This is a genomic window from Neisseria sp. MVDL19-042950, assembly GCF_030504625.1.
Lineage (GTDB): Bacteria > Pseudomonadota > Gammaproteobacteria > Burkholderiales > Neisseriaceae > Neisseria.
The window spans coordinates 199723-220950 of record NZ_JAUKWH010000003.1 but is presented as its reverse complement, the minus strand read 5'-3'; the positions used below and the strand labels follow the sequence as shown (position 1 = coordinate 220950).

Genomic DNA, 21228 nt, shown 5'->3' with positions numbered 1-21228 from the left:
TGTTTATTTGTTGGAAACGGCTTGCTCGTATTCGGCTGTGATTTGTGCGGTTACGCTTTTCTCCCCGAATTCTTTCAAACAGTTTTCCCGCAGCACGGCGGCATCGTAATGCCGGCGGTTTTCATACAGATTGACCAATGCCTCGGTAAGGGCCTGCCGGTTTTCGGAGGGGATGAGCAGGCCGTTATCGTCGTTAACGATAGATTCGGGGCCGCCGCAGCACGTGGCAATCACCGGCAGCCCTTGCGACAGCGCCTCGATAAACACCACGCCGAACGTTTCATGGCGGCTGGGCAGCACGAAGGCATCGCTGTTATACATCAAATCCAACACCTCATCGCTTTTCAGCCCGCCTAAAAAGCTGACCGATCCTTTAAGGCCGAGGCTTTCCGCCAATTGGTGCAGTTTGCCTTCCTCCGGCCCCGTACCGCCGATTTTCAGTTTCAGTTGCGGATATTTCTTCAAAGCCTCGGCGAAGGCGGGCAATAAAATATCAAAACCTTTTTTGTGCTGTAAGTGGGCAACCGAACAGAAAGTAAAGTCGGTATTCGATGGTTTGTTGCTTAAGTCGACGGGCGCTTCGAAGTTGGCGGACAAAATATTGGGAATATATTTCCAACCGAGGCCGCGGTATTCTTTTTCCAGCAGTTGTTTGAAATCTTTGCTGACCGCAATTCTTGATGCGCATTGTTCGGCCGCTTTGTGCATCGCATCCCATTGCCAGTCGCGAATGAGTTTCCGCGCATAAGTGGTACTGTGTTCGGTGATGACGTAGGGTATCTGTGTTTCAGCGTGGATTTGATGGGCCAGAATTCCGGCATGATTCATGCAGTGGGCGTGGATAACGTCCGGTTTGCCGTGTTGGCGCACATAGAGTTCGAACAGTTTGCGTCCGGCTTTTATCCAGCGGTTGCGGTCCAGTGCGGTGCGCGGGAAAAAATACATGCTTTTATACACATAAGTCGGAACCCCTTTTTCAACATAACTGCGGATGCCGTAGCCACCGGTAAAAATAGAAGCGGGTTCGCCGCGCACGGAGCGGAAAATCGGTGCAATCACGCCCACTTTCAGGCCGGAATGCTGCAAAGCCTGAGCCTGTTGGCGGAAGAAGATGCCGTTCATATCTTGGCGGGTGGCAGGGTACCACGAAGGGATAATCAATACATGCATGGCTATACGCTTTTAATTTTCTGTTTTCAAAATCCTACTTTTTCAGACGGCCTTTGATAATCGAGGCCGCCTGAAGAAGTATTTTTCTGTGTTTCATCAATAATATTGCCAACACCAGCAGCCAAACGGCGGCGAAAACAAAATAATTGCCGGTATTTCCCCAACGGGTATAGGCCAAACAGCAGATCAGGCAGGCAAACATGGTGCCGTAGAGCTGTATGCGCGGCAGCGGCTGCCACAAGCGCACAGAGGCTTCCGTTTTCAAAACGGAAAACACCCAAAAAGAGATGGCGGTCGACATTGCCGCACCTTTCGCGCCCAAAGCGGGAACCAGCCGATAGAGCAAGCCTAAATTACACAGCAGGGCAACGACTGAAAACACGGTAATCAACCAAGTTTTCTTGCTCACGTTGATGCCGATGCCGGTTACTTCGGTCAGAGTATACAGCAATGGAAACAACATGCTGGAAAGCAGGATAAACTGCACCGGTGCGTATTTTTCCGGCAGTATCCAAGCAACCAACGGCGAGCAAATACCCACTATGCAGAGTATTGCCGCGATTAAATCCGTCATCAAGCCGGTAATCCGGCCGATTTTATCCAAGTTGGTTTCTTCTTTGACCCATTTGAACACCATCGGTGCCCAAATCGTGGAAAAGATGCTTTGAAAAATCAGCGCAATGGCACCAAAGCTGACCGCCATCGAGTAAATACCCAACTCCGACAGGCCGCCCAAACTTTTCAGCAAAAAACGGTCTACCGAAGTAAACCCCCAATACGCCAGCCCGCCTAAAGCCAACGGAAGGCCGTAATTCAGGGTGTCTTTCAATTGTCGGGGCGACAACGGCGCAGCGGCGGCGGCTTTCAGTTCGGTACGGGTTTGCAAAACCAATACGCCGACGGTAACCAACTGGGCCAGCGTATAAGCCGATACCAAAGTAAACGTATTGGTGGGCAGCCTGAGCAACACGCAGCACAGCACCAATACCAAAATCAACACTTTCGGCGTGAACTGGCTGAATGAAAATGCAAAAGCCTTTTCCTGCATCCGCAAAATCAGCGAGAAATAACGCACCAGCAGCATGCCCGTAAAAAACAACAGGCACAATATGCTTAAAGCGGTATCGTCCAGCTCAAATATCTTTTCAGACGGCCAGTTCAAGTTCCATATTGCAATGCCGGCAATCAGCAGCGCAGTGAGCAAAACAGGCGGAACCACGGTGGTTTTAAACAAAGCCGCTTTGTTTCCGGCGGCGTAATATTCGCGGATATACGCCTGATCCAACCCCAATCCCACGGCAATCAGTATCAATGCCGACACGGTTTGCAGCATGATGATGCGGCCGATGTCTTCCGCCGGAAAATACCAAGAAATCAGCGGCAGGGAGATAATGCCGACAGCGGCACTGCCGAGCGGGCCGAGAGCGTAACCTAAAAGTTTGCGTGCATTCATGTCAGTATGTTTTCAGACGGCCTCCGAAGAGGCCGGCCGCTTAAACGGCCGCTTTGAGTGCGTCGGCCACTTGCCGTACTTGTTTGTGCGTCATATACGGGTGCATCGGCAGGCTCACGACTTCCTGTGCCACCAAATCGCCCACCGGCAGCACGGCATCGTTGGCGACGGCGGGCTGTTTGTTCAGCGGAATCGGGTAATGCACGGCGGTGGGAATGCCCGCTGCTTTCAAGGCCGTCTGAACGGCATCGCGGTTTTTCACGCGGATGGTGTATTGGGCATAGGCGCTGCGGTTGTGCGCTTCGATAAACGGCACGGCAATGCCCGCATCTTGCAGGGCTTCGGCATACATGGCGGCAACTTGCTGGCGCAACTGCATTTCTTCTTCAAAAATCGCCAGTTTCGGCAGCAGGATGGCGGCTTGCAGAGTGTCCAAGCGGCTGTTTACGCCGACGCGGATATGGTGGTAGCGGCGGTCTTGGCCGTGGCGGGCAATTTGGCGGATAACGGTCGCCAGCGTTTCGTCATTAGTGAAAATCGCGCCGCCGTCGCCGTAGCAGCCCAGTGGTTTGCTGGGGAAAAAGCTGGTGCAGGCGATGGTGGTTAAGTTGCAGGATTTTCTGCCTTTGTAGGTGGCACCGAAACTTTGGGCGGCATCTTCGATCACCGGCAGCTTGTGTTTGGCGGCGATGGCGTTAATGGCGTCGTAGTCGGCGCATTGGCCGTAGAGCGATACGGGAATGATGGCTTTGGTTTTGTCGGTGATGGCCGCTTCGATTTTGGCGGGGTCGATATTGTAGGTGGTTTCGTCGATATCGACATATACGGGTTTGGCGCCGAGCAGGGCCACGGTTTCGGCGGTGGCGATGTAGGTAAAACCGGGGGTAATCACTTCGTCGCCGGCCTGCACGCCCAAGGCCATCAGCGCGATTTGCAGTGCGTCGGTACCGTTGGCGCAGGTGATGCAGTATTGTGCGCCGCAATAGGCTTTGAGTTGTTCTTCCAGTTCGGCGACTTCGGGGCCGAGGATATAGCCGCCGTGTGCCAGCACTTTTTGGATGTTGGCATCGATTTGGTCTTTGATTCGGGCTTGTTGGGCGGCGAGGTCGATAAATTGCATGATGGTTTCCCTAATATTATTCTGAAATATTATTCTGATTTGGTTAAGAGGCCGTCTGAAAGCGTATAAACAGCTCCGGTGTGGGAACAGCTTGCTTTGCCGCTGCCGTGCACGGGCAGGTCGAGCTGTTCGCCGTATTCGCTCATCCAACCGATTTGGCGGGCGGGCACGCCGACCATCAGGGCGTAGTCGGGCACGTCTTTGTTCACCACCGCTCCTGCGCCCACAAAGGCGAATTTGCCGATGGTTATGCCGCACACGATGGTGCAGTTTGCGCCCAAAGTCGCGCCTTTTTTAACCAGTGTGTCGCGGTATTCGCTTTTGCGCTCGATCAGCGAACGCGGGTTGTAGACGTTGGTAAACACCATGCTGGGGCCGCAGAATACGCCGTCTTCGAGATAAACGTTGTCGTACACGGAAACGTTGTTTTGGATTTTGCAGTTGTCGCCGATTTTCACTTTGTTGCCGACAAACACGTTTTGGCCGAACGAGCAGTTTTTGCCGATTTCGGCACCGCCGCAGATATGCGCGAAATGCCAAATGCGGCTGCCTGCGCCGATTTTCGCGCCGTCGTCGACAATGGCGCTGGGGTGTACGGTGTAGTCGGTCATTTCAATAGCTCCTGTAAGGCGGCTTCGCCCTGAATCTGTGCCGTCGTCCATTTGCCGCCGTAGATGTGCAGCACGTTGCCGACGCGTTCGAACGCCCATTCGCGGGTGGCATCGCTGGGATTGGCGGCGCTTTTCAACAAAGGGCGCACGCCGGAAAAGCTGCCGTTGATGTCTTCTGCCGTGAGCTTTTCGCTGTGATAGGCATTGTAGGCGGCCAGAAGGTAATCGGTTTCTTCTTCAGACGGCCTCTCCGCTTCGGGGTGGTCTTGGCGGACTTCGGTGGTGCCGATTAAGGTTTTGCCCTGATAAGGCAGCACGAAGAAAATCCGTTTTTCCTGCGGAATCGGCAGCATCAAAGCCTGCGTGCGTTCGCGGTCGATAAAGATATGGCTGCCGCGCACCCAATCGATGGTATAAGCGGGCGAACCGCCTTGCTGAGTGCGCAGCTCCATTGCCCACGGGCCGGTGGCATTGACGATGTGGTCGAAACCGGCGAGGCTGTCGAACGTTTCGATTTTGTGGTGTTCGACCACTTCCACGCCCAAATCACGGCATTGGCCGACCACCCATTGTCCCAGTGCGAAATCGTCCATTTGGGCATCGTAAAAGGAAAACGCACCTTTGAGGCCGTCTGAAAGCAGGGCGGGACAGCGGTTCAGCACTTCTGTTTTATCCAGCCAAGAGCTGCGGGGAAAGCCGCTGCCGGATGCCAGCAGATCATACAGTTTGGTACCGATGCCGATTTGCCATTTCGGGCGGCCGTGGCCTTTATAAATCGGAAACAGCAACTCCAGCGGGCGGCACAATTCGGGTGCGCGTTCCAACCAGAAACGGCGGGCGAGCAGAGCCTTTTTCACTAAAGCAAACTGCCCGGTTTCGAGATAACGCAGACCACCGTGTAACAACTTGGATGATGACCGGCTGGTGTGTGCCATTGCCGTATCCTGTTCAAACAGGGTAACGGCGTGGCCTTGTTTTGCCGCTGCCCAAGCGGTACATGCACCGATGATGCCTGCGCCTGCTACGGCGATTTTCATCAAAAATTCCTTATTGACCGGAAATCCCGCCGTTTAGGAAGGTAGGATTTGTGTTGTTTGGAAAAAGTGAGGCTTCTTGTTAAGCGGGCAACACACAGGGCGATATTTTTGCGTCGCCCTGTGTGTCGGAGCCTGTTAATAAACCAAAGGTAACGAAACGGTTTTGTTGTCGCGGGCGGAGAGATAGGCGGCGATCAGCAATTCCAGCGATTTCAAACCTTCGCGGCCGTCCGTAATCGGTTCGGCTTCGCCGCGCATTACGTCAACCACGTTTTTGTAATAGAGCGGGTGGCCGAAACCGTAAACCGAGGTGGTTTCGTAGTTGGCGGTTTTCACTTGTTCGTCGTAATCGCGGGAATCGGCGAAATTCCATTCCTGAATTTCATTCACCGCCATGCCGCCGATGCGCACCGTGCCGGTCTCGCCCAAAATGGTAATCGAGCCTTCGAGGTTTTTCGGGTAAGTGCACATGGTTACGGCCATCGAGCCGAGCGCGCCGTTGCGCCAGCGGATGTTCATCACGCCGGTGTCTTCGGTTTCAATGTCGCGGTGGGTGGAAATCATCGCCTGCACGTCTTGTACCGGGCCGATCAGCCATTCCATCAAATCAACATAATGGCTGGCCTGATTCATAAATGCGCCGCCGTCGAATTCCCATGTGCCGCGCCAACCGCCGCCTTGGTCGTAGTAAGACTGCGGGCGCGTCCAGAATACATTCAAATGCACCATGCAGATTTTGCCGAAGCGGTTTTCTTCGACGGCGCGTTTGAGCATCTGCAAAGTGGCGTTCAAGCGGTTTTGCTTCACCACAAACAGGCGTTTGCCGGCTTTGTCGGCCGCTTTCACCATGCGCTCGCCGTCATGCAGGCGGGTGGCCATCGGTTTTTCGGTAACCACATGAAAACCCGCTTCCAAAGCCTGCACGGCTTGGTCAGGGTGCAGGCCGGAGGGCGTGGTGAGCACGATAATGTCGGCATCGGTGTCTGCCAGCATTTCCGTATAAGAAGCATAGCCTTTGGCTCCCGTGCGCTCGACGGCGGCTTGCAGATTGGCGGGGTCGATGTCGCACACGCCGACGACTTCGCATTGGTCTTTCAAGGCTTCGAACGAACCGAAATGGTTGTTGGAAATACGGCCGCAGCCGACCAAAGCAAATTTGATTTTACGGTCTTTGATGGTTTCAAACATATTCAGACGGCCTCTTTATGCTTTGACGACGTTATCGGATTTGCCCAAATATTTGCCGCGTGTGTCGATAATCAATTTGGCGTGCTGTTTGAGCAAGTCGTAATCGAATTTATCGTGGTCGGTCGTCAGCACCACGCAATCGAAGCGGGCAATGTTTTCAGCGGTGAAAGGTTCGCTCTTCAAATCGAATGTGTGCTCGCGCATTTTCGGGAATACCGGCACATGCGGGTCGCTGTACGCCACTTCCGCACCCAAATCGCGCAGCAGTTCCATCACTTCCACTGAAGGGCTCTCACGCATGTCGTCCACATTTTTCTTGTAGGCGATGCCCAATACCAAGATTTTGCTGCCTTTGATCGAACGTTGGTGATCGTTGAGCGCCAATGCGGTTTTGTTGACCACATATTCGGGCATGCTTGAGTTTACTTCACCTGCCAATTCAATGAAGCGGGTGTTCACGCCGTATTCGCGGGCTTTCCAAGTTAAATAGAACGGGTCGATGGGGATACAGTGGCCGCCCAAGCCCGGGCCGGGGTAGTAGGCGACGAAGCCGAACGGTTTGGTGGCGGCGGCGTTGATTACTTCGTGGATGTCGATGTCCATTTTGTCGGCCACGATTTTCATTTCGTTAACCAAGCCGATGTTGACGGCGCGGTGGATGTTTTCCAGTAGTTTGGTCAGCTCGGCTGCTTTGGTGGAGCTGACGGGCACCACTTTGTCGATGGCGGGTTGGTAAAGCGCGATGCCCACTTCCAAACAGGCAGGCGTGTGGCCGCCAATCACTTTGGGAATGGTGCGGGTTTCAAAATCGGGATTGCCCGGGTCTTCGCGTTCGGGCGAGTAAACCAAGAATACGTTTTCGCCCACTTTCAGGCCGCCTTCTTCGATGCGGGGCAGCAGTTCCTCTTCGGTGGTGCCGGGATAAGTGGTGGATTCCAAAGACAATACCTGACCGGCGCGCAGATACGGTTTCACCGCATCGGTGGTATCGATAACGAAGCTCATGTCCGGTTCGCGGTATTTGTTGAGCGGAGTGGGCACGCACAGAATAACGGCTTCCACTTCTCCGATGCGCGAGAAATCGGTAGTGGCTTCAAACAGGCTTTTGCTGGCGGCGGCGATTTTATCGGCGGGAATATGTTCGATGTAGCTCTCGCCGTTGTTGAGCTTGCATACTTTTTCTTCGTCAATGTCAAAGCCTAGAACTTGATAACCGATGTCGACATAGCGCAGCATTAGCGGCAGACCGACATAACCCAAACCGACAATACCGATTTTGGCAGATTTGTCGGCGAATTTTTGAATGGTGGTATTTTTCATGATGGCTCTCGTGGAATATAGAAGGAATTTTTAAGCGGACAGTTATATTGACTTACTTAGTCTCAGACAGATTCGGAGTGAATCGGTTTCGTTATGATGAGGAGATAGGGGGGAAGTTTACAAAACACCAACAAAACGAAGTGTTACAGCATATGGAATATGCGATATGCAATATTAAGAAATGCTTTTGAAATAATAGATATTAGTGGTTAGGGAAGGTACGAATTCCTTGAAAGAAGAATTACATAAGAATGTATGCTTTGCGTTTGATCAGGAATTTGAGTGTGGCCGACGAGATGCCACTCGCAACATTAAAGCAAAATCTGTTTACAAAATTTTTCACACAAAATTTAAGGTTTTTGGAAAAATTATTATGAAGATAATATTTTTTAGTGGGTGGTTATTTCCTGCGCAATATCCATTTGATGTCGTTGCCGACGGTTGTTAAAGAAGCGGTGTGCCAAAGGCTTTCTGTTTGCAAAACCTCCGTATTTTCAGGAATGTCGAACAATCCGCGAGCGTTGTTGCCTAAGATTTTCGGAGCTTGATAGAGCACGATTTCATCTACCAAATCTGCTTGCAGGAAAGCTGCCGCCAGTGTCGCTCCGGCTTCAACCATCACTTCACCGCAACCTTTTGCCGCCAGTTGCTTCAATAAATCGTGCAAATCTATCCGTCCGTTGTTTTCAGACGGCCTGATGATATGGATATGCGGATATTGCGTGTAGGCAAGCAGGCGTTGTTCGTCATTTTCCAGCGTGGCGATGATGGTCGGGCTGCCGCCGTCTTGTACCAATTTGCCGGTAAGCGGTGTTTTCAGACAGCTGTCGAGCACCACGCGGGCGGGTTGGCGCAGGGTAGGGAAGCTGCGCACGTTGAGTTGCGGATTATCGGCCAGTACTGTACCGATACCGGTAATAACGGCACAACTTTCGGCGCGGAGTATCTGCACGTCGGCTCGCGCTTCTTCGCCGGTAATCCATTGGCTGCGGCCGTCTGAAAGGGCGGTTTTACCGTCGAGGCCGGCGGCACATTTCAGGCGTACAAACGGGCGGTCTCGTTCGATGCGGGAAAGAAAACCGCGGTTCAGTTCGCGCGCTTCGGCTTCGAGCAGGCCGCTTTCGACACGGATGCCTGCCGCCTGAAGCATGGATAAGCCTTTTCCGGCCACTTGCGGATTCGGGTCGGTCATGGCCGCCACTACCCGCGATACGCCCGATTCGATTAAGGCGTCGGCACAGGGCGGCGTGCGTCCGTAGTGGCTGCACGGCTCGAGTGTTACATAAGCGGTGGCTCCGCGTGCCAATGTTCCGGCCTGCCGCAAAGCATGTACTTCCGCATGGGGCCCGCCGGCGCGAATATGAAACCCTTGTCCGACGATTTGGGTGCCGTGTGCGACCACGCAACCTACGCGCGGATTGGGCGATGTTGAAAAACGCCCTTGCCGTGCGAGGGCGAGGGCGTTGTGCATCATTTGGATGTCGGTTGCGTCAAACATTTTTCAGACGGCCTTTGATTTGTTATTTAACCAAATTCACTTCTTTTAAGATGGCTGCCAGTTCGTCTTGCGAAGCCGTGTTGCTGCTGGCGCAGACGTTGTAGAGGTTGGTTTCGTAGATGGAAATGCAGTTTTCACGCAGCAGATTGCCTTTGGAATCGTTTTGTGCGAAACGGTAGTTCATACGGTTTTCGGTGGCTACGCCCGTTTGCACTTCACTCAGGCCTTCGGCGGTTTTCAAGGCGTTTTTCAGATTGTTGAAATAGTTTTTGGCATCGGTGTGCGGCGTGCCCAAATTCACAATGTAAAGCGAAATATTACTGCCTTCGTCGTGCTGCATCATAGTCAGCTCTTCGGCGGTGATCCCTTCGGGGCGGGCGGCTTCGTCTTGAATGGCATCTTCAAATTGGCTGCCTTGCACGACAATGCTGATTTTGCCGTCCGAACTGGTTAGGGTTTGTACGGCATTGGCGGCGGGAGCGGACACGGCGGCGGATGAAGAAGACGCTTCGGCCGCGTTATCGGCCGGTACGGAAGTTTCGGCTTGCTGGCTGCATGCGCTTAAACTCAAAACGGCGGCGGCAACAAGGGCAAAGGCGGATAATTTCATTGGCAAATTCCGTAAGTGTTATAAGAAATAACGTTAAGTATATCAAATTCCTGCCGTTTATGGTGGAGTGCTTGCAAACTTATACGTTGGTAAAGAATAGAGTTGTTTGCTTGAAGAGGGGCAGTGTTTCAATCACGCCCGGCCTCTTTGGGCAAGGTGGCGATGGCTTGGGTAAATTCGGATACGTCGTTGAAACTTTTATATACGGAAGCAAAGCGTACATAGGCCACTTGGTCGATTTTAGCCAGCTCTTCCATGGCCATCTCGCCGACCAGTTGCGACGACACTTCTTTATGCCCGAGGCTGTATAGGCGTTGTTCGATTAAGGCCACGGTGTCGTCGATGGTTTCCGCATCAATTGGGCGTTTGTGCAGGGCGCGTTCCAAGCTGGTGCGCAGCTTGTGCGGGTTGAACGCCACGCGCGCGCCCGTGCTTTTGATGATTTGCGGCATCCGCATTTCCACGGTTTCAAATGTGCTGAACCGCTGCTCGCAAGACGGGCAGCGGCGGCGGCGGCGGATGCTGTTGGTTTCTTCCAGCAGACGCGAGTCGGTAACCTGTGTGTTGGGGTGGTGGCAGAAAGGGCATTTCATGGGTGTAAACCGCTTGTGTATAAGTATTTTATTGTAACGTAAACGCAGGATTTCCGCATGGGTGTGCTATTTTTCAATCAGGCCGTCTGAAAACGGGTTTTCAGACGGCCTGCCGGTCTTTACGGCTTCTTGCCGTTCATACCGACACACCCGCGGCACGCGCCACGGCCAAGCCTTCTTCTACGCCCATGTACACGGGATTTTCGGGCGTGTCGTTGCGGATGATGTCGCCGGCTTGGAACAGCACCAATTCGTTTACCGCCAGTTGCGACCATGTTTCGTTGCCGGTCAGCGGCAAGGTGGCGATAACGGCGACTTTGTCATTGGGCGTGGTAACGGCGGCGAAATCGACGGTAACGTCGTCGTCCAGCAGATGCGCTTCGCCGAACGGTGCTTTGCGCACGATGTAATGGAGCAGGGTGCTGGCGTGGGCGAAAAGGTATTCGCCGTTGGACATCATAAAGTTAAACAGTCCGTAACTGCGGATTTCGGCGGTTAGCGCGGCAACGGCGTTAAATAAAGTGTCGGTGTCGGGGCGTTCGGAAAACCGTTGGCGCAGTTGTTCCAAAATATAGCAAAACGCGCGCTCGGAGTCGGTGTTGCCGACGGGACGGTAAAAACCGCCCGTTTCGGGATGGAAGTTTTTAAGATGGCCGTTGTGGGCAAACAGCCAGTATTCGCCCCACATTTCGCGTATAAACGGATGGGTGTTGGCCAGCGAGGTTTGGCCTTGCGTGGCTTTGCGGATGTGGGCAATCACGTTTTCCGACTTAATCTGATAGGCTTTTACCAAGTCGGCAACGGGCGAACCTGCGCTCGGGCGGTCGTCGTGAAACAGCCGCACGCCTTTGCCTTCGAAAAAGCCGATGCCGAAGCCGTCGGCGTGGTGGTCGGTAATCCCGCCGCGGCGGCGGAAGCCTTCAAAAGAAAAAACGATATCGGTAGGAGTGTTGCAGTTCATGCCTAAAAGTTGGCACATGATTTTTATTCCGTGGGTTAGAGAATAGATGGGTAAATTGGTAACGAACAGGCCGTCTGAAAAAGTTTTCAGACGGCCTATTATACAAGCGGTTTAAATCCGTTGGTCCATTTCTTCCGCCGGCACGTTGGCCGCTTTGCCGGCGGGCTTGGCAGGCACGCCCACAACGGTGGTGTGCGGCGGCACGTCGGCCACCACCACGCTGCCTGCGCCGATTTTCGCACTTTCGCCGATGCGGATGTTACCCAGCACCGAAGCGTTGGCACCTATCATCACGCCGTCGCTCACTTTCGGATGGCGGTCGCCGCTTTCTTTGCCCGAGCCGCCGAGTGTTACGCCGTGCAAGATGGAAATATCGTTGCCGAGTACGGCGGTTTCTCCGGCCACGAAACCGGTGGCGTGGTCGAGCATCAGGCCGCGTCCGAAACGGGCGGCGGGGTGGATGTCGACGCCGAATACTTCGGAAGAGCGGTTTTGCAGGAAATACGCCAACGTTTTGCGGCCGCGGTTCCACAGCCAATGATTGATGCGGTGTGCCTGAATGGCGTGGAATCCTTTGAAATACAACAGCGGCAGCGAGTATTCGTCGCAGGCGGGGTCGCGCTCGTAGCAGGCCAGCAGGTCGCGCTGCACGGCTTCGACGATGCTTTTGTCGCTGCACAATGCCTGTTGGTAGATTTCAAACAGAATGCGGGCATCCATCATCGCGCCGGAAAGTTTGCTGGACAGGTGGAATGCGAGCACGGAGCCGAGGGAGTGATGTTGCAGCACGGTTTGGTGCAGGAAGCTGGCCAGCATCGGTTCGGCTTCGGCGGCTTCCTGTGTTTCTTGGCGGATGGCCTGCCACAAATCGAAATCGGGGGTGTTGAGGTGGTCTTTTTTCATAAACAGCCTCTGGTCGGTCATGTGGAAAGTAAAGTTTTACGGCGATGAAACATTCGTTTTCACGGCAATATCGCACGGCTCGGACGTGCGAAGCAAACGGAATAAACCTCGGAGGCCGTCTGAAAAAAGTTTTAAGACGGCCTCGGGAAGTGGGTGCGGCAACCGGATATCAGGCATCAGCGGTGTCCGAAAAGCCTTTGGCGACTTTTTCGGTCGTAAACCTTACCGACTGCGGATAAGGGTAGAAATCGTCATACAGCCCCTGCATCAGCCGTTCTTTCTTACCCTGCCAGAATTCGGCGGTGAGCAAGTCTTTGTGGTGCTGCAAAAACACCTGCCGCACATCGGGTTCGCCAAGCAGGAACGGGCCGAATTCTTCGGGAAACACGTCGCCTTTGTTCACCGGATACCACACTTCGCCCGACATTTCGTATTCGGGATTGGGCGCGGGTGGGATTTTACGGAAATTGCAGTCGGTCATGTACTCGATTTCGTCGTAATCGTAAAAAATCACGCGGCCGAAACGGGTCATGCCGAAGTTTTTATACAGCATGTCGCCCGGGAAAATATTGGCGGAGGCCAGCTCTTTGAGTGCGTAGCCGTAGTCGATTACCGCAGCGGCTTTGTCGGCGGGCTTGGCTTTCTGCATAAACAGGTTGAGCGGTTTTAAGCGGTATTCCACATAAACGTGCTTGATGATTACCCAGTCGTCGTTTTCTTCAAACTGGCTCGGCGCGAGCGTGCGCATTTCTTCCAAAAACTCTTCGTCGCAGCGCGATTTGGGCAGGGCGACATTGGCGAATTCGAGCGTATCTGCCATGCGGCCGACGCGGTCGTGTTTTTTCACCAGCAGGTATTTTCGGCGCACATATTCTTGGTCGAAATCCTTGTTTGGGCCGAAAGTATCTTTAATCACTTTAAACACATAAGGAAACGAGGGCAGGGTAAACACGCTCATCACCAGCCCTTTGATGCCGGGCGCGAGAATGAATTTGTCGTGCGAGTATTCAAGGTGCTGGGCAAATTCGCGCCACCAGATGTTTTTGCCCTGTTTGTGCAGGCCGACCATGGTGTACAAATCACCGCGCGAACGCATCGGCAGCATTTCATGCAGAAAATGGATGTAGCCGCTGGGCACGGGCATGTCCACCAAAAAGTAAGCGCGGGCAAAAGAAAACAGCACGGCGATCTGCTGCGGCTCAAACAAAGCGGCATCGACCATCAAGCGGCCGGACTCGTCATGCACCACGGCCAGCGCAAACGGATGGCGCGTGCTGCCGTTGATAATCTGGCCGAATACATACGCGCCTTTGTTGCGGTAAAACGGCGAATTCAGCACTCGCACATGCAGGTTCATTTCTTCAGGCGGCCACTCCGCTTGAAAATGCAGGCGGGCGGCGCGCAAGATATTGCCGATGTCGCGTGCCATGCGGGCAAACGGCACGTTCCAGTTAAAGTGCTTCAAAATATCGCGCAGGCAGCCGCGCAAACCTTCTTTGTCGGGATAAAACGAGCTGAAAGTAGGCGGGTCGGAATCGATGTATTCGGTGCTGGTGGAGGGTTTGACGAAAATAAACTGGTTGTTGTAATACTCTTTGTCGAGCAGTTTGGTGGATACCGAATTGAAAAAGGTTTCGGCCAGCTCAGGCTGCTTGTGGTTGACCAACAGCGCGATGTATTCGGTTTTCGCTGCCGCCCACACTTCGTCGTTCAAAGTCGTGGCGGCATGTTCGCGGTTGAGCGAATCAACCGCTTCGCGCACGCGCTGATCGTACATTTGGATACGTTCGGCCACCAAATCCTGAATGCCGCGCCAGTTGCGCTGTTCGAACAATTCTTTGGCACGGGCGGTAACTTCGCGGTAAAGGCGGTAGTGCTTGTTGAAACCGGCCAGCATGGTTTCGGCAACCTCCCGCCCCAGATTCTGGGTGAGTCGCAGAGTCATTTATTTTCCTTTGTAGTTGTTAGGACGGCCTTTCCGGTTTGAGGGGCCGTTTTGTTTTTAATTCATGTAACCTTATGTTGTTTTAGGCTGTTTTGCAAGGGTGCAGGCCGTCTGAAAAACGTTTCGAACGGCCCGCGCCTTTTGATGCGCCAAACGGCTTGAATATCGTTCAGACGGCCTTATATTGAAGTTTATTCACATTTTATTACCTGCACAGGATAGACAAAATGACCGAACAAAACCCATCCGTAGAAGTTGAAGAAACATTGGAAACACCCGAAGGGGCAGAGGTATCGGAAAAGCCTTCCTATGAAGAATTGGAAGCTAAAGCGGCCGAATTGGAAGCCATGCTGAAAGAAGAACAATTGCGCGGCTTGGCCAACGAGCAAAACCTGCGCCGCCGCCATACCGAAGAATTACAGGCCACGCACAAATATGCAGGGCAAAAGTTTGCCGCCGAAATGCTGCCGGTAAAAGACTACTTGGAAATGGCGCTGCTCGACCAAAGCGGCAACTTCGAAGCCTTGAAAATGGGCGTACAGATGACGCTGAACGAATTGAACAAAGCGTTCGAGCACACCCAGATTACCGAAATCAACCCGCAACCGGGCGACAAACTCGATCCGCACCACCACCAAGCCATGCAGTTGGTGGAAAGCGAACAAGAACCGAACACCATCGTAAGCGTGATGAAAAAAGGCTACCAGCTTGCCGACCGCGTATTGCGCCCTGCCATGGTTACCGTGGCGAAAGGCGAAAACTGAAAGCAGCGTTGTTTGCGGTTTATCCGTCATAGGATTTTCAGACGGCCGTGAAAGCAAAAGGCCGTCTGAAATCAATGCAAGTATTTGAATTAAAAATTTTTATTGTTGGAAAAATAATTTGAACGCCGACACTTGAAAAGCAGCGAAACCACCTTATTTACCCATCCGACAGGGCGAGAAGCCCGCAAAGAATTTAAAAACATTAAGGAGTTATATCATAATGGCAAAAGTAATCGGTATCGACTTAGGTACAACCAACTCATGTTTGGCTATTTCTGAAAACGGCCAAACCAAAGTAATCGAAAACGCCGAAGGTGCACGCACTACCCCGTCTATCATCGCTTACCTCGACGGCGGCGAAATCCTCGTCGGCGCACCGGCCAAACGCCAAGCCGTTACCAACCCGAAAAACACCATTTATGCCGCCAAACGCTTGATCGGCCATAAATTCGAAGACAAAGAAGTACAAAAAGACATCGACCTGATGCCTTTCGAAATCATCAAAGCCGCCAACGGCGACGCATGGGTGAAAGCACAAGGCAAAGAATTGTCTCCGCCCCAAGTTTCCGCCGAAGTATTGCGCAAAATGAAACAAGCCGCCGAAGCCTACTTGGGCGAGCCGGTAACCGAAGCCGTGATCACCGTACCGGCTTACTTTAACGACAGCCAACGCCAAGCCACCAAAGATGCAGGCCGCATCGCAGGTTTGGACGTGAAACGCATCATCAACGAGCCGACTGCAGCAGCCTTGGCCTTCGGTATGGATAAAAACACCACCGGCGACCGCAAAATTGCCGTTTACGACTTGGGCGGCGGTACATTCGATATTTCCATCATCGAAATCGCCGATGTGGACGGTGAAAAACAATTTGAAGTGTTGGCCACCAACGGCGACACCTTCTTGGGCGGCGAAGACTTCGACCAACGCCTGATCGACTACATCATCGCCGAGTTCAAAAAAGAACAAGGCATTGATCTGAAACAAGACGTGATGGCACTGCAACGCCTGAAAGAAGCGGCCGAAAAAGCCAAAATCGAATTGTCCAGCGGTCAACAAACCGAAGTTAACCTGCCGTACATCACCATGGATGCCACCGGCCCGAAACACTTGGCAATGAAAATCACCCGCGCCAAATTCGAGAGCTTGGTTGAAGACCTGATCGAACGCTCTATCGAGCCTTGCCGCGTAGCCGTAAAAGATGCCGGCTTGAGCGTGGGCGACATCGACGACGTGATTCTGGTGGGCGGTCAAAGCCGTATGCCGAAAGTACAAGAAGCCGTTAAAGCCTTCTTCGGCAAAGAGCCGCGTAAAGACGTAAACCCCGACGAAGCCGTGGCTTTGGGCGCAGCGATCCAAGGCGAAGTATTGGGCGGCGGCCGCAGCGACGTATTGCTGCTCGACGTAACCCCGTTGTCGCTCGGTATCGAAACCATGGGCGGTGTGATGACCAAACTCATCAACAAAAACACCACCATCCCGACCAAAGCGTCGCAAGTGTTCTCGACTGCCGAAGACAACCAAAGCGCAGTAACCATCCACGTGCTGCAAGGCGAACGCGAACGTGCTTCTGCCAACAAATCGCTGGGTAACTTCAACTTGGGCGACATCGCACCCGCACCGCGCGGCATTCCGCAAATCGAAGTAACCTTCGATATTGATGCCAACGGTATTCTGCACGTGTCTGCCAAAGACAAAGGCACCGGCAAAGAAGCGAAGATTACCATCCAAGGCTCTTCAGGTTTGAGCGAGGAAGAAATCGAACGCATGGTGAAAGATGCCGAAGCCAATGCCGAAGAGGACAAAAAACTGACCGAACTCGTCTCTTCACGCAACCAAGCCGAAGCTCTGATTCACTCGGTGAAAAAATCATTGGGCGAATACGGCGACAAACTGGATGCTGACGAAAAAGCAAAAATCGAAGATGCTTTGAAAGCCGCCGAAGAAGCCGTTAAAGGCGACGACAAAGCCGACATCGACGCTAAAGCCGAAGCATTGGGCACAGCCAGCCAAAAACTGGGCGAAATGGTTTATGCCCAAGCACAAGCCGAAGCTAACGGTGCGGCAGCCGGCCAACAAGCCGACAGCGGTGCCAAAGGCAACGACGATGTAGTGGATGCCGAGTTTGAAGAAGTGAAAGACAAAAAAGACTAAACCTGCTCACGAGCCGTTTTCAGACGGCCTGATCGGAACCAAAAAGGACGCTGTTTCAGCGTCCTTTTTATATCGGCGGATAACTTCGTTTTTCTATAACCGATGAACTTACTTTATCACGATTCGTCATGCTCGGGCCTGACCCGAATATCTTAGGTTTTACTAGGGTTGTTGCGAGATGCTCGGATTAAGCCCGAATATTCCGTCCGCCATAGTGCGGTAACTTAAGTTTGTTCGCCGTATAAAGCAGAAAGGCCGTCTGAAAATAAGTTTCAGACGGCCTTAGTCTTATCAAAACATTCTACCGATCAATAACGCCCCGGCACCACGCCCATGCGCTGTTTTAAGGAAGTTTGCGGTTCGTTGAACAGGCTGGCGTAATAAGTGGCGTTGGTCATCACTTTTTTCACATAATCGCGGGTTTCGTTGAAAGGGATGGTCTCGGCATAAATAGCTCCTTCCAACGGGTTGCTGTCTTGCCAGTTGCGGGCGCGGCTGGGGCCGGCGTTATAGCCTGCGGTAGCCAGCACTTCGTTGTTTTGCAGGCGGCGTTTCACGTCAGACATATACCATGTGCCCATGCGGATATTGCCGTCCATGGTGTAAAGTTCTCCGCTGCTCATGCCGATTTTATTGGCAATTTCACGGGCTGTGGCAGGCATTACCTGCATCAACCCTTGTGCGCCGACGCTGGATTGAGCGCCCAGCATAAAACGGCTTTCTTGGCGGATAAGGCCGTATACCCAAGCGGGGTCGACACCGGCTTGTTCGGCATAGCGTGTGGTGGTTTCTTTAAACGGCGAGATGTAGCGCAAGTTGTAATTGAGTTTTTGGTCGGTACGTTCCGCACTGTTGATTGCCATTTCATAAAACTGGTGGTTGAACGCCAGTTGCGCGGCGGCAAGCAGTGTATCTTCGCCGGCACCGCGCGTAGCGTAACGCCATTCGGCTTGCGCTTGGCGGCGCATTTTCCAGTCGCCGTTGTCGCGGCTGGCTTTGAATAAGGTCAGAGCACGGTCGATGGCTGCGTTGCGGGTAAGTTTGTTGATTTCGCTTTTCGGCACTTCGCCGACATTGTTGCGGGTGTTGATGCGGCGGCCTAATTCTTCCGTTGCCATTACAGCGTAGAAATTGCGGCCGGTTTGGGTGGTTTTTTCATACAGGCCGCGGGCACGTGCGCTGTCGCCTTGTGCTGCATAGCTGCGGGCCAGCCAGTATTGCCATGTCGGGTCTTTTTGCAGTTTTTCCGGCATGCTTTCGATAATGTTGGCCAGTTCGCTCCAGCGTTGCAGGCGCAGTGCGGCGCGTGCGTACCATTCAAACTGTTCGTTACTCAACTGGCTGCGGTCGGCGCGGCTGTAATGGCTCATTGCCGCACCCATGTTGCGGTTCAATGCCTGCATGTGGCCGAGCACGCCCCATGCAAAGCTGCTTTGCTCGCGGCTCAGGCTGTCGGACATGCTTTCCAGTATGGCGGCGGAAGCGGGATTTTTTTTCGAGGTGTTGCCGATAACGTTAATCAGGCTGTATTCCTGTGCGCCTTGTCCGTCGCTTTCAAACGGGCTGCCTAAAGCCGCCGCAAGGTTGCGTGCGTCGGTAATTTGGTTGTTGCTGATGAGCCCGCGCACACGCCGCCAAGCGTCTTTTGCATTCAGACGGCCTGATGCGGCGGCGGCTTCGATCAATACGTTGCAACCTTTGGGCAGTCGGTTGATTTCTTTGGATAATTCTTTAGCTAGTCCGTCGAAGTTACGATTGTTGTATTCGGCATAGCATTGTACTTCTTGCGAGCGGCCCGCTTGGTCGAGTTTGGCATATTGTTGGTTGAATTGCGCCCATAAGTTGCGGTTGCCCAAGCTTTTCAACCATTCGTTACGCACGGTTTCCGCCATGGCGCTGTTGCCTGCTTGGTCGAGGAATTGGGAGGGGAGCATGTCGTCGTCTATTTTGACGGCATCCAAAGTGCTTTGATACAGGCTGTAATCCGATAATGTTTTAGAAGGTGTTTCGGTAGCGCTGCCGGCACCGTGGGCATCGCCGTGTTTAACGGGTTCTACCGGCTGTTCGTGCGAGGAACAGGCCGCCACGATCAAAACGGCTGCGGCGGTCAAGGTGAGCTGGAGGGTTTGTTTCAGAGCCATGCGTATGCTTTCTTTAGATTTTATTGTTGGAATGTTCGATTCTAAACGATTTATACCGCCCCTCAAAACGATAAGGCGGGATTTACATTCTTGAAAGGATAGGATTTTCAGACGGCCTGAAAACTTTGCTTGTTTCGGGGTATGAGGTGTTTGGATAAGAGGCCGTCTGAAAAAGAGGTTTTGCAATGCCGCCTATTTTTTCCAATAAGCAGGAGTAAACAAGATGGCAACGGTAAAAATTTCCAACCGTCCCAGCAACATTGCGGCAGTACACAACCATTTTTGAAAATCGCTGAGTCCTGCATAGTTGCGGGCAGGGCCGACTTCGCCCAAACCCGGGCCGGCATTGGTGATGCATGCAATGATGCCGGTAAATGCCGAGATAAAATCCAAACCGGTAGCCATCATTAGGAAAGTAAACAGTACCACCGTCATAAAATACACGAAAACGAAGGCCATCACGGTAAGCGCCATCCGTTCGGGAATGGTACGGCCGTTTACTTTGACGTTACGCACGGCTTTCGGGTGCAGCAGCATCATCATTTCGCGCAGGCTGAATTTAAACAGCACAATCGCGCGCACACTTTTCATGCCGCCGCCCATAGAGCCCGAGCTGGCGAGTATGTTGGAAAGAAAAAACATCCATAAAGCAGCAATCAACGGCCATTGGGAGAAGTCGGCATTGGCAAATCCGCTTGCCAGCCCGACGGATATGAAATTGAAACTGACAAAACGGAATGCTTCCTCAAGCGAAGGGTAGTGGTTTAAGTGCCATAAATAAAAACTGACTGTCGTGATGCTGATGGTTAACGTAGTCAGCAGCACGCGGCATTCTTCGTCGCGCCAGTAGCTTTTTAGCGAACGGCTCTTCAATGCGGAAAAATGGCTGGCAAAGCTGATTGCTCCGGCCAAAGTAGCCATCATAATCACGGCTTCGACGGTAGGAGAGTTGAAGTAGGCAATGCTGTCATCATGTGTCGAAAAGCCCCCCAGCGCAAGGGCGGCCATGGCGTGGCATACGGCATCAAACCAGCTCATGCCCGCCCAATGCAGGGCTAGGCAGGTTGCGGCGGTAAAGCCCACATAGAGCAGCCATAGTTTTTTGGCCACCTGCGAAATGCGCGGTGCCATTTTGCTGTCTTTGTCGATACCCGGAATTTCTGCCTTGAAAAGCTGTGTGCCGCCCACGCCTAACATCGGCAAAATGGCGACGGCGAGGACGATAATCCCCATGCCGCCCAACCAGTTGAGCATGTGCCGCCAGAAATTAATGGAGGGAGCCAGCGTGTCCAAACTGGTAATAACCGTTGCACCGGTGGTGGTCAGCCCCGACATGGCTTCGAAAAAGGCATCGGTGTAACTTATATGCGGAAAATAGAGATAAAGCGGCATGGCGGCCACCAAGGCGAAGCCCAGCCACAGCATAAATACCAGTGTAAAACCGTCGCGCGGGCGCAGTTCGCGATCGTATTGCAAAGTCAGCAGCCATATGGCGGAAGAAGCCACGATCGTAACCAATGCGGTGCGCCCGAACGCTAAGAGTGCGTCGTCCAGATAAAGATAAGACACAAACGTCGGCACCAGCAGCAGTATCGAAAACAGCACGCCGAGTTTGGAAAGAATATGGATAATCGGTATAACTTTATACATGGTATGGGTGTTTCAGACGGCATCGGCAACCGGTTCGGCCGTTGGCGGAAGGCCGTCTGAAAATAATCAGCTTCTCAAATATCAAAAGTAGTTCAGACGGCCTTCAGGTTAT

Annotated in this window: 17 protein-coding genes; 2 read left to right on the top strand and 15 right to left on the bottom strand. The window is 53.0% G+C overall.

The annotated features are described in order from the left end of the window. Positions 1–3: 3 nt before the first annotated feature. The 13 genes from Q0X97_RS04450 to aceK all read right to left on the bottom strand — a co-directional run bounded on the left by Q0X97_RS04450 (position 4) and on the right by aceK (position 14409). Entirely contained in the window at positions 4–1170 is a 1167-nt protein-coding gene (locus Q0X97_RS04450; RefSeq protein WP_302065792.1) for a glycosyltransferase, read from the bottom strand. 34 nt (positions 1171–1204) lie between these two features. Next, positions 1205–2623: a lipopolysaccharide biosynthesis protein gene (locus Q0X97_RS04445; RefSeq protein ID WP_302065793.1), complete on the bottom strand. Its 1419-nt coding sequence runs from the start codon at positions 2621–2623 to the stop codon at positions 1205–1207. 40 nt (positions 2624–2663) lie between these two features. Continuing rightward, complete coding sequence (locus Q0X97_RS04440) at positions 2664–3743, bottom strand: DegT/DnrJ/EryC1/StrS aminotransferase family protein (protein ID WP_302065794.1); 1080 nt, start codon at positions 3741–3743, stop codon at positions 2664–2666. A 29-nt stretch (positions 3744–3772) separates the two neighbouring features. Next, on the bottom strand, positions 3773–4354 hold the full coding sequence (locus Q0X97_RS04435; RefSeq protein ID WP_085391120.1) for an acyltransferase: 582 nt from the start codon (positions 4352–4354) through the stop codon (positions 3773–3775). Further along, complete coding sequence (locus tag Q0X97_RS04430; RefSeq protein WP_302065795.1) at positions 4351–5391, bottom strand: glycerol-3-phosphate dehydrogenase/oxidase; 1041 nt, start codon at positions 5389–5391, stop codon at positions 4351–4353. Before Q0X97_RS04430 ends, Q0X97_RS04435 begins: the two co-directional genes overlap by 4 nt. A 135-nt stretch (positions 5392–5526) precedes the next feature. Continuing rightward, complete coding sequence (locus Q0X97_RS04425) at positions 5527–6579, bottom strand: Gfo/Idh/MocA family protein (RefSeq protein ID WP_302065796.1); 1053 nt, start codon at positions 6577–6579, stop codon at positions 5527–5529. A 15-nt stretch (positions 6580–6594) separates the two neighbouring features. Then, a complete protein-coding gene (locus Q0X97_RS04420) occupies positions 6595–7899 on the bottom strand; it encodes a nucleotide sugar dehydrogenase (protein ID WP_302065797.1) in 1305 nt (434 codons plus the stop codon). Between the two features lie 400 nt (positions 7900–8299). Next, positions 8300–9397, bottom strand: coding sequence for a bifunctional diaminohydroxyphosphoribosylaminopyrimidine deaminase/5-amino-6-(5-phosphoribosylamino)uracil reductase RibD (ribD, locus tag Q0X97_RS04415; RefSeq protein WP_302065798.1), 1098 nt, complete (start codon positions 9395–9397; stop codon positions 8300–8302). 22 nt (positions 9398–9419) lie between these two features. Next, positions 9420–10007, bottom strand: coding sequence for a cytochrome C (locus tag Q0X97_RS04410; protein WP_302067677.1), 588 nt, complete (start codon positions 10005–10007; stop codon positions 9420–9422). Between the two features lie 128 nt (positions 10008–10135). After that, positions 10136–10600, bottom strand: coding sequence for a transcriptional regulator NrdR (gene nrdR, locus Q0X97_RS04405; RefSeq protein WP_302065800.1), 465 nt, complete (start codon positions 10598–10600; stop codon positions 10136–10138). A gap of 136 nt (positions 10601–10736) precedes the next feature. Next, a complete protein-coding gene (locus Q0X97_RS04400) occupies positions 10737–11579 on the bottom strand; it encodes a class II glutamine amidotransferase (protein ID WP_302065801.1) in 843 nt (280 codons plus the stop codon). A gap of 93 nt (positions 11580–11672) precedes the next feature. Then, on the bottom strand, positions 11673–12464 hold the full coding sequence (gene cysE, locus Q0X97_RS04395) for a serine O-acetyltransferase (RefSeq protein WP_302065802.1): 792 nt from the start codon (positions 12462–12464) through the stop codon (positions 11673–11675). A 169-nt stretch (positions 12465–12633) separates the two neighbouring features. Further along, positions 12634–14409, bottom strand: a complete 1776-nt coding sequence (gene aceK, locus Q0X97_RS04390; RefSeq protein WP_302065803.1) for a bifunctional isocitrate dehydrogenase kinase/phosphatase — start codon at positions 14407–14409, stop codon at positions 12634–12636. A 227-nt stretch (positions 14410–14636) separates the two neighbouring features. On the opposite strand from aceK, the gene grpE reads away from it, so the two are divergent. After that, positions 14637–15173, top strand: a complete 537-nt coding sequence (gene grpE, locus Q0X97_RS04385; RefSeq protein WP_302065804.1) for a nucleotide exchange factor GrpE — start codon at positions 14637–14639, stop codon at positions 15171–15173. A gap of 220 nt (positions 15174–15393) precedes the next feature. Then, a complete protein-coding gene (gene dnaK / locus Q0X97_RS04380) occupies positions 15394–17325 on the top strand; it encodes a molecular chaperone DnaK (protein WP_302065805.1) in 1932 nt (643 codons plus the stop codon). Positions 17326–17633: 308 nt separating this feature from the next. Here the strand turns inward: dnaK and Q0X97_RS04375 are convergent, their stop codons facing one another. Both Q0X97_RS04375 and Q0X97_RS04370 read right to left on the bottom strand, forming a co-directional pair. Further along, positions 17634–19466, bottom strand: coding sequence for a lytic transglycosylase domain-containing protein (locus Q0X97_RS04375; protein ID WP_302065806.1), 1833 nt, complete (start codon positions 19464–19466; stop codon positions 17634–17636). Between the two features lie 192 nt (positions 19467–19658). Beyond that, complete coding sequence (locus tag Q0X97_RS04370; protein ID WP_302065807.1) at positions 19659–21116, bottom strand: TrkH family potassium uptake protein; 1458 nt, start codon at positions 21114–21116, stop codon at positions 19659–19661. Positions 21117–21228: the final 112 nt, after the last annotated feature.

What these genes read in the sequence shown, in the direction of transcription:
- dnaK (WP_302065805.1), top strand. Translation starts at nt 15,394, where the DNA reads ATGGCAAAAGTAATCGGTATCGACTTAGGTACAACCAACTCATGTTTG.
- Q0X97_RS04435 (WP_085391120.1), bottom strand. Translation starts at nt 4,354, where the DNA reads ATGACCGACTACACCGTACACCCCAGCGCCATTGTCGACGACGGCGCG.
- aceK (WP_302065803.1), bottom strand. Translation starts at nt 14,409, where the DNA reads ATGACTCTGCGACTCACCCAGAATCTGGGGCGGGAGGTTGCCGAAACC.
- Q0X97_RS04450 (WP_302065792.1), bottom strand. Translation starts at nt 1,170, where the DNA reads ATGCATGTATTGATTATCCCTTCGTGGTACCCTGCCACCCGCCAAGAT.
- Q0X97_RS04410 (WP_302067677.1), bottom strand. Translation starts at nt 10,007, where the DNA reads ATGAAATTATCCGCCTTTGCCCTTGTTGCCGCCGCCGTTTTGAGTTTA.
- Q0X97_RS04400 (WP_302065801.1), bottom strand. Translation starts at nt 11,579, where the DNA reads ATGTGCCAACTTTTAGGCATGAACTGCAACACTCCTACCGATATCGTT.
- Q0X97_RS04440 (WP_302065794.1), bottom strand. Translation starts at nt 3,743, where the DNA reads ATGCAATTTATCGACCTCGCCGCCCAACAAGCCCGAATCAAAGACCAA.
- ribD (WP_302065798.1), bottom strand. Translation starts at nt 9,397, where the DNA reads ATGTTTGACGCAACCGACATCCAAATGATGCACAACGCCCTCGCCCTC.
- Q0X97_RS04420 (WP_302065797.1), bottom strand. Translation starts at nt 7,899, where the DNA reads ATGAAAAATACCACCATTCAAAAATTCGCCGACAAATCTGCCAAAATC.
- cysE (WP_302065802.1), bottom strand. Translation starts at nt 12,464, where the DNA reads ATGAAAAAAGACCACCTCAACACCCCCGATTTCGATTTGTGGCAGGCC.
- Q0X97_RS04370 (WP_302065807.1), bottom strand. Translation starts at nt 21,116, where the DNA reads ATGTATAAAGTTATACCGATTATCCATATTCTTTCCAAACTCGGCGTG.
- Q0X97_RS04445 (WP_302065793.1), bottom strand. Translation starts at nt 2,623, where the DNA reads ATGAATGCACGCAAACTTTTAGGTTACGCTCTCGGCCCGCTCGGCAGT.
- Q0X97_RS04430 (WP_302065795.1), bottom strand. Translation starts at nt 5,391, where the DNA reads ATGAAAATCGCCGTAGCAGGCGCAGGCATCATCGGTGCATGTACCGCT.
- Q0X97_RS04375 (WP_302065806.1), bottom strand. Translation starts at nt 19,466, where the DNA reads ATGGCTCTGAAACAAACCCTCCAGCTCACCTTGACCGCCGCAGCCGTT.
- nrdR (WP_302065800.1), bottom strand. Translation starts at nt 10,600, where the DNA reads ATGAAATGCCCTTTCTGCCACCACCCCAACACACAGGTTACCGACTCG.
- grpE (WP_302065804.1), top strand. Translation starts at nt 14,637, where the DNA reads ATGACCGAACAAAACCCATCCGTAGAAGTTGAAGAAACATTGGAAACA.
- Q0X97_RS04425 (WP_302065796.1), bottom strand. Translation starts at nt 6,579, where the DNA reads ATGTTTGAAACCATCAAAGACCGTAAAATCAAATTTGCTTTGGTCGGC.